The 13,982-nt window shown below is 51.5% G+C and carries 4 protein-coding genes; all 4 read left to right on the top strand.

What is annotated here, in order from left to right; all coding sequences use genetic code 11:
* Positions 1-472 precede the first annotated feature (472 nt).
* The 4 genes from BRW83_RS09315 to BRW83_RS09300 all read left to right on the top strand — a co-directional run bounded on the left by BRW83_RS09315 (position 473) and on the right by BRW83_RS09300 (position 13,925).
* On the top strand, positions 473-6,889 hold the full coding sequence (locus BRW83_RS09315; protein ID WP_005879818.1) for a retention module-containing protein: 6,417 nt from the start codon (positions 473-475) through the stop codon (positions 6,887-6,889).
* 522 nt (positions 6,890-7,411) lie between these two features.
* Entirely contained in the window at positions 7,412-12,943 is a 5,532-nt protein-coding gene (locus BRW83_RS09310; protein ID WP_086131809.1) for a retention module-containing protein, read from the top strand.
* A gap of 181 nt (positions 12,944-13,124) precedes the next feature.
* The gene (locus BRW83_RS09305; protein WP_005879821.1) at positions 13,125-13,589 is read left to right on the top strand and encodes a hypothetical protein; all 465 of its coding nucleotides are present in this window, start codon (positions 13,125-13,127) and stop codon (positions 13,587-13,589) included.
* A 36-nt stretch (positions 13,590-13,625) separates the two neighbouring features.
* Positions 13,626-13,925, top strand: coding sequence for a PAAR domain-containing protein (locus BRW83_RS09300; RefSeq protein ID WP_005879822.1), 300 nt, complete (start codon positions 13,626-13,628; stop codon positions 13,923-13,925).
* Positions 13,926-13,982: the final 57 nt, after the last annotated feature.

Below are 13,982 nucleotides of genomic sequence, written 5' to 3'. Positions count from 1 at the left end.
CATACCGTTTTTTTGGTATCAGGGGAATACGTTTATCGTATTCCCTTTTTTATTGCTTTCCTGATCCCGTCCGGATGGACTTTTCCGCATCGTATCGTTCGGCCATCGTTTGCATCACGGTTTTTTATCTGCTGCGGCAGCAGGAGCTTACTGGAGAATGGTATTTCTTCAGGGAAATGACATTTTGCCTGAAATGTTGAATTGCAGAAACTGATTTCCGTGAGGAAATTATTCGTTTTGATGTAAATTAAGCGATTTTGAATGGAATTAATGAATATTTGATGAGTTTAAAAAGATTTTCCATTTTCCAATTTTTTTGGGGAAATTAGTACCTTTGGACAATGGTTTTGTGCAGGTGAAACATTTATTCTAAGTAATATCAGAATAATGTTGTTTGGGAAATATCAAAATTCAGGACGTTTTTCAGCTTGACCGGTCCCAAACAAAATCCTTCACACAAAAAGGTAATTAAATGGCTATCGGAATTGTCAGGGCGCTGGTAGGGACGACCACCGCAACAGACTCCAGAGGAAATACCCGTGTCTTGCGCGTCGGCGACGCAGTTGAACTGAATGAAACCATCCAGTCATCCGCTGGTTCCACTGTTCTTATCCAGTTCGACAATGGCGGTTTTGCAACTGTCGGAAGCAACGACAAGCTGGTTCTCGACCAGTCCGTTCTCGATCCGACAGGTAATACCCGGACAGCAGAGGCTGCCGGACAGAGCGTTGAAGACATTCAGGCCATGATCGCAGCGGGTATGGACCCGACACAGATCGCCGAAGCGACTGCAGCGGGTGCCGATGCAGGCACGGCAGGTGATCCGGGACATTCCGGTTCGCACTCGTTCGTCGTCGTCAATCAGGAAGGGGCGAGTGCTGAAGTCACGCCGGGATTCGGAACGGATACCTCCGCCAGTCCGCTTGATACGGCGGCTGCGCAAACCGCTGAACCGCGCTTTTTCATCAATCCGGATACAGCAGGCGAAGAAGCCGCCAATAATGCGCCAACCATTATCGATCGTCATGGCGACACGCTGAATCTGAAAGAGGCCGGTGTCGGCACGGTTGAACAGGGTGGCAAGCCGGGCTGGGCACTCGGTGACCATAATCATGCCATTGCCGGAACGCCGAAAGCGGGCGGTTCCTTTACCGTCGGCGATGCCGATGGCGATGAATTGTCGGCCAGACTGGTTGATGGATCGGGCAATCCGGTTGAAGGAGTCGTTACCGACCCGGATACGGGTGTCATGACACTGGAAACCGAGTACGGAACCCTGACGGTAACGCCGACAGTCAATCCTGACGGGTCGGTTACCTACGACTACAGTTTCGAACTGAACGACAACGCCAACAGCCTGAATGAAGGACAGTCCGCAGATTATGAATACAAGGTCGAAGTCAGTGACGGGCGTGGAGGCACTGTATCGGAAGATGTTCATGTCAAAATTGACGGGACGAATGATGCCCCTTCAATTAAATTCGACAGTGTCCATGTCAAGGAAGAAGGAGCCGGTACGTCAGGCATCGGCGGAAATGACGGTTTCGTCGGCGACAACCATCACCGTTTTGTCGTTCACGGCGATTTGAGCCAGAAAGCCGGTGATGTGGATGCCGGAGACAATCTGACTTATTCCGTCGATATCAAGGGAGGGGAAAAAAATCTCGAAACAGCCTCGACCGGAGGCAGTGTCGTAACGGACGCGGAAGGAAATAAGGTTTCCGTTCCGGTTGAAGTCTTGTCGAACACGACGGAAAACGGTATCCAGACCATTGTGACGAATTACGGGACATTCACCCTGAACACGGCAACAGGTGAATATACGTTTGAACTGAATACGGCTGAAGGCAGCCCGGCCAACAATCTGGCACAGGGCGAATTCCTGAATCTGGGCTTTACCTCAACGGTGACCGACTTGTCCGGAGCCATTGGCAATCATACCGTTCGCGTCACGGTTGAAGGATCGAACGATGCACCGGTATTGTCCAGACCGGATGCAATTGACGCTTACCAGGGAGAAGTTGTCGAAGGAAAAGTCACCGGTTCGGATGCCGATCACGGGGCGAAATTGAGCTACAGCTTCGGCGTCGATGGTAACGGCAATCCGGTCACGGAGATCGAAACGTCCTACGGTACCGTCAGGATCAATCCCGATACCGGTGAATATGAGTATACGCTCAAGCCGGGTGCTTCGACGGGGGACCTGACTGATGAATTCAACGTTCGTGTAACGGATGAACATGGCGCATATGATGAAAAGAATGTTTCCGTCAACATTCACGGAAACCGGGCACCAGAAATCGTAACCCCTCCTGAAGACGCAGATGGACTGGTTGTCAAGGAGTCCGGTCAGGCAGCCAAAGGCGAAGGAGTACCTGACAAGGGATGGGCAGAAGGGGAAAACCAGACGAAAGTGCCGGGTATCAAGTCTGACGGAGATTCATTCACGGTAAAAGATCCGGACGGTGGCGACAAACTGAAGGCCACGTTGACCGATGAACACGGTAATCCAGTGGAAGGGGTCATTACCAATCAGGAAACGGGTGTTATCACGCTGGTGACTGATTACGGCACCCTGACAGTGACTCCGACTGTTAACGGGGATGGTTCGGTCACCTACGATTACCAGTTTGTCTTGAATGACAATGGCAAAGCCAACAATCTGGCGCAGGGTGAAGAGGTGCCACTGGATTTTTACATTAAGGTATCCGACAGTAGTGGTGCTTTTGTTACGCAGGAAGTGAATGTCACGATCGAAGGCACGAACGATGGCCCCAAAGTTAATGGTACTCAGGTTCACGTCAAGGAAGAAGGCGTGTATGACGGCAATCAGGATACGTCTGGCGATGGCAAGAACAACGGGAATATGAACGAGCAGTACCATCGTACTGTTGTCGAAGGAAAAGTGCCTTTTTCTGATCCGGATGACGGTTCCGTAATCAAATTGTCAGCGGATCTTTCCGACGGCAAAAAAGTCGTGTCGGAAACGACAGCGGCGGTTTTCAAAGGTGACACCCTGACTCCGGATAATGGAACAGGTGCAACCGAAAAGATTGTCATTGAAAACAGGGATTCCTACACCAAAACGGTCGATGGAAAAGAACACACGATTGAAGTCATCCAAACGAATTACGGGACGCTTGAACTCGATACTGTCACCGGAAATTATACGTTTACCCTGAATGGCGAAGCAGCAGATCATCTTGCTGCCGGTGAAAAGTTCATTATCGATTTTCGTGTCACAGCAACAGACGAACATAATGCCCAGGGCCATAGTGATTTCGCTGTGCATGTGACGGTTGAAGGAGCCAATGACGCTCCTTCTTTCGTCCAGCTTGAACACAACGATTATCTCGGCATTGAACAGCCTTCAATCGGTGCGGACGGCAAATGGGAAGTGGAAGCGGCCGAGCAGGGACGCTGGCGTGGAAATGACGGCAACACTAACCGTGTTTCAGACCATTCCGATGTGGTAAGCGGCAGTTTCGGTGCCAGCGATGATGACCGGGGCAGTACCCTGACTTTTTCGGCTGATTTCGTCAACGGAACGACCTCAGGTCCCAACAAGGATGCGCTGGAACAGGGAAATCAGGGGAATGGTCTCAAGCCAACCGGGGTGGACGATCTGACGCTGACCGCGCCGAAAGTATTGGCAGAACATGCCGACAAGGGGTCTGACCACTACACTGAACTGCCTGCGGGTACGTACAAGGTTTTCCATTTCGATGTGGGGGATTTTTATCTCGACGTCAATACCGGAAAGTATTACTTCGATGTCAAAGATGGCAATCCGATGATCGACGGAATGAATCTCGGCGATTCGCATTCGCTGAATTTCAATGTGACCGTAACCGATGAACATGGCGCCTCTTCCTCGCATGACTTCACAATCAATATCACGGGAAGGAACGACCGGCCCGAATTGACGGTCAGTGACACACCGCTTGGCGTAACGGCCGGTTCCGATGTGCACGGCAATCTTCTCGGGGATAACATTCTCTCCGTGGCGGATGACGATATCAATGATACCCATACCTTCCATATCATCACCAATCCGACGATGAACGGCAATAATCCGGGGGATTACGACGGAAGAACCGACAACTTCGCTTCCAACCGGTTCGAGAACTACAAACCGGTGACGCAACTGGAGGGCAAGTATGGCGTTTTGACGATCGATCCGGACACCGGTGATTATACTTACCGGCTTTACGGCAAGGGTGAAGGCCCTGAAGGTGCCTGGGAACTTGTCCAGGGTCTCGGCAAGGACGGTGTGCTGACTGACGAGGTTTTTCATATCGGTGTGAAGGATTCGCACAATGCTTTCGATATCAAGGATATTCACATAACCGTAAACGGCAATGAATCGGCACCGTCTGTCGATCCGGTGGATGCTTCCCTTGTCGTCAATGAAGCCGGGCTGAACAATCCCGTGGACGGTTCGGAGGTGGCCGTGTTGAAGCTGGCGGACGGTTATGAAATCGTCGAATCGGCCGATGGACATTATGGCGAAGGCATGTACGGCAAGCTCGTCCGGAATGGGGAAGGACAGTGGGAATACCGGCTTGAAAAGGCTTATGACCATGCTCCGGATCAGAATACCGCTGGCACGGCTTCCGGTGCCGATACGATAACGATCCAGGTCAAGGGGCCCGACGGGCAGATTCAGAATGTGACGGTCAAGGTCGATATCATCGACGACGTTCCGCAAATCAGTGCAGGGGACAACAATGCGGTTGCCGGTGTGGATGGATCGACGGTTTTCGAAGGAGCTCTGACGATCGATTACGGTGCCGACGGCGCTTCGGACAGTTTTACGGATACAGGTATTCATGTCAGGGTCGATGGTATTGATTTTGTTTTCAAGGCGGGATCGAACGGGGAATTGGCACCGCTGGATGTTGTGGCTGGCACGTTGACGCTGACCGGTGGAAAAGACGGTCACTTTGATTACACATTCAAGCCGGCACCGGATTATGAAGACAAGCCGCTTGAAATCGAATTGTCCGTGAAAGATCACGATGGCGATACAGCGACAGGTACTATTGTGATCGATCCGTCCTCAACACCACCGGTTCCGGAAAATCATGCTCCGGTTGCCGGGGATGCCTCGGCTGACGTGACGGTTTCGACGGAAACGATCACGGTACCGACGGGCGGGAATCGTATTGTCGCCGGTGGCCTGACTAATGACGGAACCAGTGCCTCCATCAACGGTGTAGACAGGTATGAAGGCGATCATGGAAACCATTCCATCTTCAAGGATCATAATGGCGGTGTCAGTTATGAAGAGGCGATCAGGGGATCTGAAAAAGTCAGCACTCTGGCGGATTATCTGAAACTGATTGAGGGTGAAAATTGCCCGGATGTCATTGTCATTGACAATGCAAAAGGGAATTTTGTATTTGATGGTTCTTTCAATATTCCCGAGGGCAAGACCGTTATTGTGGACGGGGATTGTGTGATCGGCAATGGCGCACATTTCAATAACAGTGGCGGACAGCATGACGCTTTTGGCGGACTCTTTTATGTCACAGGCGACATGATCATTGAAAAGGGCAGTTTTCATCCCGGTTCAGGTCCCCATATTCTGGTTCAGGGAAATTTCGACTGGCACGGTAATGTGCAAGTAAGTGGTGCACTGGAAACGACTGTCACGATAGAACAGACCGAAGTCAGGATCGATCTGAATGAGACATTTACGGATGCCGAAAAGGATACGATGACTTTTCAGGTGGACAAAAATTCCTTGCCGGACGGGTATGACGCTTCCATTACAAATGGTGTTCTGACGATTGCAGGCAAGGAAGGTGTCCCGTTCGGACAGCATGGCTTTACCGTTACGGCAACGGATGAGAAAGGGGCATCGACCACCATTATTTTCGATATCTCGGTAAGTGGCGGCAATGCTACTGTGGAAGTTTTGCCGGTAAACGTTCCAGGGAGCGTATCTTTCGATCCGATGATGTTGTCTGCGATGTCGGAAACCGGAGCAGGGCATGTCACGGATGATCTGGCGCATCAGCCTCTGGATGGAAATCCGCATACCGACACGGTGGACGGCATGATTGCCGCTGCCGATACGGTTGAACACGGTACGGCAGGACACGATATGCTGACCGGTTCGCACGGCAACGACGTCCTGTATGGTGAAGCCGGGCACGACCTGATGGTCGGTGACGGCAGTGGCACGACAGTCGATGCACTGGCCGGTCTGGTTCATTCGGACAGTTCTTCGGAATCGGTATTGAACACCATTCACGCAATGAGTCCGGAACAGTTGAAAGGTCTCTCGGACGGTCTTGAAACGATGGAACACCATAACGACGGCAATGACGTTCTGCTGGGCGGTGCAGGTAACGATGTCCTGATCGGCATGGGGGGTAACGATGTCCTGCATGGCGGTGAAGGAAACGACATTCTCCTCGGCGGTTCCGGTGACGACATTCTCGTTGGCGGCAAGGGTGATGACGTTCTGGCCGGCGGGTCCGGTCATGATACGTTCCAGTATCATCAAGGGGATCTGGATGGTGTCGTCAATGGTGACCATATTGCCGATTTCCATTTGGGCGATCAGGCGACGGACCCCAATGCCGACGTGCTGGATATCGGAGACCTGTTGCTGGGTTCAGGAGCGAAAGCGGATGGCAGCGACCTGTTCTCGGGTGGTTTCCTGCAAGTGGAAGTCATGAGCCATGACGAGGAAAAAGGAACGGCTAAGGTCAGGCTGTCCATCGATCAGGACGGTGCTGCCGGTAGCGAACACGGTAGCGTCGCTCTTGCCACGATCGACATGAAAGGCGTTCATGGCATTGGTGGCATGAACGCTCAGGATCAGGCGGATCACCTGATGCAGCAGCTGATGGACAATCACGCGCTCAAGATGTAAGGCGTTTGTCAGTTCCGTTAAAAAAGGCATTCATAAAGAATGTCTTTTTTTATGCCTGTCATTGCGGTGTCTTTTTCCTGAATGCTTGCAGGTTTATTGTCAGGAAACAACAAAAATAATACGCGTTTGCAGGCATATCCCTTCACAAGACATGGTGTTTTTGATGTGTTTCACTGGTTTTGGATAATAAAAACCACATCTCTCGGATTTTCCATAAAAAAAGCCGGAAATCCTTTCCGGTTTCCAGCCTGTTTTCTGCCCCAACACCTGAAAAAATAGCCTGAACCAACACTGTGGAACCATTTTCAAGCAATGATCATATTTAAACGCAATGTTTATTATGGCATAAAAATTTTTAAACAAAAATAGTACTAAAGGACAATATTCGATTGCTTTAAAGAAAGTTTATTATTGGAAACATAAGTGGGAATCTGGACAGTTTTTGCGCGGTTTTCTGAAAATAAACGGTTCTTCCGGCGGCAGGAAAAAAGGCCGGAAAAACGGATCTGACGAGGTGACATCATGGCAATCGGTATAGTAAGAGGCTTGATCGGCAAGGTAACGGTAACTGACGCGAAAGGCAGTGTCCGTGAATTGCGGGTAGGGGATGCTGTCGAGTTGAACGACAACGTTCAGGCTTCGGCAGGCGGAACCGTTCACATTGTGTTTAATAACGGCAATTTTGCGACAGTCGGCAGTCATGACACGCTGATATTGAGCGAAGCCGTGATCGACCCGACTGGTGCAAAGGCACAGGTAGCTGAAGGACAGAGCGTTGCCGACATCCAGGCCATGATCGCAGCAGGTATGGACCCGACGCAGATCGCCGAAGCGACTGCTGCCGGAGCTGATGCCGGACTGGCCGGTGATACGGGACAGGGCGGCCATACTTTCGTCGTGGTCAATCAGGATGCCGCACGGGGCGACGTCACTCCCGGATTTGCAACGAATACCTTTGCGAATCCCGGCACGGAAAATCGGGAATATACGGGTGGCGACCGCTTTTTGCTGACGCCGGATAATGAAGAGGTCATCGGTTTGCCGGTTATCGATCTGGACGCGTCCACTGTGTCTTTGGGAGTTAGAGAATCAGGCGTCAAGGGAGATGATGCGTCCATTCCCGGCAGCGGCCCGAATGCAGAATACGCGGGCAAGCTGGTGGATACCGGAAAAATTGTCGCGACCGATCCGAATGGCGATCCGCTCTCGTATAGCGTCAAGTCCGCAGGTTCGGAAGGAAACGGTGCAGGCAGCGCGGAAGGAAAGTACGGAACCCTGACTATCGATGAAAACGGGAATTATGTTTATGAATTGAAAGACGGTCTGGCGCAGGGGCTTTCACAGGGTGATTCCATTACCGAAACGTTCACCATCATGGTCTCGGACGGCCGTGGCGGCATGGTTTCGCAGGATATTACCGTGACTGTCAACGGCACGAACGATTTGCCTGAATTGTCGATGAACTGGGGCGAAAACGGCAATGGCGTCACTGAAGACGTCAGTGGGTCAGTGGCCGGTAAATGGAACGTGAAAGATGACGATGCTGACGGCGGTCATCAAACCCTGTCCGTCGCGGGAAAAGACGGTACGACCGGTACGGCAACAGATGGCGTCATCGGAGCGGAAAGTGGTAACAGTGCCGCGTCGTTTGAAACAGATTACGGCAAACTGACCCTGAATCCGGACGGGTCCTATTCCTATGAGCTGAATAACGATAGCGACGCCGTGCAGAAACTCGGCGACAAACAAACGCAGACGGAAACATTCGAAGTCACGACGACAGACGCCCATGGTTCCACCAGTACCGAAACCATCACGGTCGTCATCACGGGAACGAATGATGCGCCGGTTCTGGTGCCGACTCCGGGGGGCGATACGGCGCCGGATTTGAACCTGAAGGAATCCGGGCAGGCTTCCAAAGGGGACCCTGCAACGGACGGTACGCATGCCGACGGGATAAACCAGTCTAAAGTACCGGGTATCCTGACGGATGAAAAATCGTTTACCGTCAGGGATGTCGATGCCGGAGACAAACTGACGGCGTCGATTGTCGATGCAGCCGGAAATCCGGTATCGGAAGTGGTCACCAATTCCGATACGGGTGTCATGACGCTGGTGACCGAGTACGGTACGCTGACGGTGACTCCGGGCAACAATGAAGATGGTACAGTAACCTATACGTATCATTTCGACCTGAATGACGGGGCTGTCAACGGCCTGTCCCAGTACGATCCGGACAATCCGGAAAGTGACGTCAATTTCATCGATATGAATTTCAACGTCTCGATCAGTGACGGTCACGGCGGCAAGCTTGATGTACCGATCGGCGTTCATATTGAAGGCACGAACGATGCACCTGTCGTCAGGTATTCAACCATTCATGTCAAGGAAGACGGCGTTTACAATGGCAACAATGAAACGACCGGTGACGGCAAGGACAACGGTGGTGTCCTGACCCAGCATGACCGCTTGACTGCCACTGGCAAGGTTCCTTTCTCGGATGTGGATAACGAAGGAGACGTGACTCTTAGCGCGACCTTGAAAGGTATCGACGCCAATGGTGAAGTGCATGTCAATGTCAGCGGGAGTGCCGTTGCGGGGACGCAGGAAACCGTGAAGGTCATTGGCCAGCAAATGGATTCCGACAATCCGGATATCCAGATTCTGAAAACGAATTACGGTGAATTAAGGTTGAATACCGTTACGGGCGACTATACGTTCACTCTGGATACGGACAAGGCACAACATCTTGCCCAGGGTGAAAAATTCCAGTTCAGTTTCACTGTGACGGCGACAGATGGCCACGGCGCGCAGGGCAATCACATGATCGGCGTGACGGTCGAAGGTGCCAATGATGCGCCGAAACTGTCGTTTGTGGATGGTAATAACGAAGTGACCAGCGACAATGTTCTGGACGTTTATGAAAAGGGAGTCAATTCCGATACACCAACTGACAGTGGCAAGGTCAAAGGGGATGACGCGGATCGTGGCGCCAGCCTGAAATATTCACTGGTCAATGAAAACGGCAAGGAAACCGATACGATAACGACCGAATACGGTACCTTGAAAATCAACCCGGATGGCACATATACCTTCACGATCGATAATGACAGCAATGATGTCAAAATACTGGGGCCTGATGATGTAAAGAAACTGGGATTTACTGTCCGGGTTACTGACGAACATGGCGCTTATGACCAGAGCGACATTATTGTCAATGTTCATGGCGCAACGAACGAAATTACGGTTGACCAGCATCTGTCAGTGAACGAGCATGGTTTGACCAGTTCTGCCGATCACAGTGAAAGTGCATTGGTCGTGGTGGATGGCTTCACCATTACCAGGGTGATTACACAAGGTGAACACGGTACCGTGGCATCCAATGGAGAAGGCGGCTGGACGTACACATTAAACGGCGCATTTGACCAAAAGGACGGTCAGGGTGCGAACATGGCAGAGGATGCTGACAAAATTCGCGTTGAAGTGAAGGACGATAAGGGAAATGTTTTTGAAGTGGAAATCAAGGTCGACGTCAAGGATGATATCCCGACCATTGCGCCAGACACAACGGTGTCTGGTAGTGTCGGCGATCATTCGGTTTCGGGAACGATTGACGATCTGGGTTTCGGAGCGGATTCCAGTGGCGGTCAGAGTATCACTGTTGGTGACGTAACGGCCACCTATAATGGTACGACTCATGAATGGACATTCGAAGGCGGTCAGGGTGGCGCTGTCGATGGCGGAAACTTGCAGTTCAATCTGCCTGACGGAAAGGTCAGCCTTGATCCGGACACGGGCGATTTCACCTATACGCCGGACAATGGCTTGTCGAATAACCTGCCTCCAATCGAAGTCACGATTACCGATGGGGACGGGGACAAGAGCACCGGACATATCCATATCGGGGTGGCCGATTCAGGCGGCCCATCCCAGCCGGCGGGAGCGACGGAAGACGAGATCAGGGATAGCACGAACAACGTTGTCCAGGGCGACAAAAACGGTCATGACGTCAATGACGTACTGGTCGGGGATTTCGCCGGTAACACGACGGTTGGGGCGGTACAGGATGTTGTCAACAACATTTATCTTGTTGTGGATGTATCCGCTTCCATGAAGGACGGTATGGATCCGGGTAGTGATGTGTCGAGGCTTAAAGTCGTCGCTGATGCGCTGGACAAGCTATTCGAACAAATGAATGTTGCAGATGCCGATCCGCATACTACGGTCAATGTAACCTTGTCGATTTTTTCTGGGGGAGGGGATACTCCTAAAGAATACAATTTGTCGGTCAGTGACTGGGCCGGAAAAACTGCAGATGATATTTACAAAATGCTTGATGACTTCAAGCATGGAGATACAAACTTCGAATTACCTCTTGGAAATGCTTCTGAATGGGCTGATTCCCAGGCAAAAGGCGATGGCATTTATAACAAGGTGATTTTCGTTACTGATGCCAACGGTACCGAAATATTGAACACGGGAAAGGCACAAGATTATGTCGACAAGATTCTTGGAAGTGGCGTTGACGTTGAAGCGATAGCGATCATCAACTCTTATCAGAAGCAGTATAAGGATATTCTGGAAGAGCTCGGGAATAAATATCCGCTGGATCCCAGCAAGCAGCCGTTTGCACAGGAGCTGATATCATTGTTTAGCGGTTTGAGGGGATATGATCCTGATTCTCCTAATGAGTCTGCCAACAAGATAACCAACGCGCTTAAAGGTATTGTAGATGAAAGCGGGAAGCGGCTTTACGATGACCAGATGATCAGTGATTTCATCAAAGATACCTTTTTGACTTGTGGCGGAAAGATCCCAGAGGAGCCGGGAAGTCCAATGGAACTGCCGGACAGGGGGAATTATGATGGTTATACCGCCTTTTTGATGGCTTCGCTGTCTTCCGGTATGGACAACCTGTTTGGTCAGGGTAATGTGACGCAGGTTGGGTCAACTGATGACATCAACTCATCGCTGGATATCGGTTCGGTGATTCCAAAACCGGTGACGTATGCACCGGGTTCCGACCTGATTGCTGGTGGTGCCGGGGACGATATCATATTCGGTGACGCCGATCTGGAAAGCCTGAAGGCTCAGGTGGCCGGTTTGTTGAATGTCGATGTCAAGAACCTGACAAACGCCGATCTGTTCAAATACATCAAGGAACATTCTGATCTGTTTGACAGGCCGGACAGTGCTTTCGGGCCGGTTGATAATGGCATGGCCGATGCGCTGATCGGTGGAGCAGGCAACGATATCCTTTACGGGCAGGGCGGCAACGATATCCTGATCGCTGACGGTTCGCATGATTCCCTGACGGATATTGCGAATTATCTGGGTGATCATGGTGTGGCTAGTATGGATCATCTCGATTTTTCGGCCGGACACGAGCTTGGCCAGAATATCGGAGTGCTGGGAGATGCTCTCCATAACATGAATGCACATGATTTGAATGACTTTGCCAACTGGGCTGAAGGCCATCTCGAAGGAAGCGGTCACGGAAATGGCGGAGACCTTCTTTATGGCGGAAGCGGGGATGATGTCCTGATCGGGGGTGCCGGACATGACACGCTTGTCGGCGGTGACGGCAACGATATCCTCTTCGGCGGCTCGGGTAACGATACCCTGATTGGCGGACACGGCGACAATATCCTGACGGGGGGCAGCGGCAATGATACCTTCAAGTACAATGCCGGCGATCTGGAAGGAAAAACGCATGGCGATTCCATTACGGATTTCCATGTCGGTGATGTGGCGAAAGACGGCAATGCCGACATTCTGGATCTGAAGGATCTGTTGACCGGAGCGGACAAGCTCTCCGGTGGCGCATCTGACCTGATCAGCGGAGGATATCTCCAGTTCGAAGATATCAAACAGAATGATGACGGATCGGTCACGGTGAAACTGTCTATCGATGTGAACGGTCACGAAGGTGGCGCGGATTTCCACAATGTGGCGACGATCACCATGAATGGCGTTCATCTGGGTGATAACTCGGCCAATCATGCCCAGGAATTGCTGAATCAACTGGTTCAGAACAACGAAATCAAGATCTAGCGATTTCTGGCAGAAGGATGCGGGGATACCGGTCAAACGGTATCCTCCGTTTTTTAATTCTTGTGAATATGGATGGGAACGGGATTTTTCAGGTTTTGCGGCCATAAAAAATACCGTTTCCGGAAAATGGCATGTTACAGTCTGAAGACAAGCTGATCTTTCAATATGACGGGAGAGAATAATGCCGATTGAAGAAAAGGAAGACCGGATTTGCCTGAAGGCGAATAAAACGCTCGTATGTGAAGTCAATGCACGCACGGTCGTCATTTCCGATGGAGAGGATGGAAAACTGATTCTGGAACGGGATGGGTTGTTGCCGGTGAAACCCGGAGACGATGTACTTGAGGTGAGAGGACAGCGTCATGTCAGAACGGGCGGTGAAGAATGCGAACACGCCGGTAATGTGGTGATTCAGGTCAACGGGGATTACACCTTGCGGGTGACGGGCAATCTGACGATCGAGGCAGGAACGCTGAATCTGAAAACATCAAAAAACATGTCCATTTCCGCCATGAATGTCGACATGAAAGCGCAAAATTCAATGTCGCAGAGCGCGGTGAACGTGTCTGTCAGGGCCAAGGCAAAAGGGGAGATCGTCAGCGATGGAATGCTGGATATTCATGGCGGCCTGGTCAAGATTAACTGATTTACCGTTTTTTCGTTTTTATGGAGGAGAAAACTCATGCAACCCGCTGCCAGAGTCGGAGATATGCATACCTGTCCCATGCAAACGCCGGGATTGCCGCCCATCCCGCATGTTGGAGGCCCGGTTCTTCCGCCGGGATGCCCGACGGTGTTGATCGGTGGGATGCCTGCGGCGCGAGTGGGCGATATGGCAGTTTGTGTCGGGCCTTTCGACCTTATCATAACGGGTTCGTCAACGGTGCTTATCGGAGGCAAGCCTGCCGCCCGGATGGGCGATACGACGGCGCATGGCGGCACGATTGTGGCGGGATGTCCCACGGTAGTGATCGGCGGATAGCCGGTTTGATTGCGTTCGTTTTTTCCGATGCCGTGTTTGGAAAGAGCCGTGCCATGC

It is taken from the genome of Oxalobacter formigenes, from assembly GCF_002127965.1.
GTDB lineage: Bacteria > Pseudomonadota > Gammaproteobacteria > Burkholderiales > Burkholderiaceae_D > Oxalobacter > Oxalobacter formigenes.
This window is presented reverse-complemented; position numbering and strand designations above follow the sequence as displayed.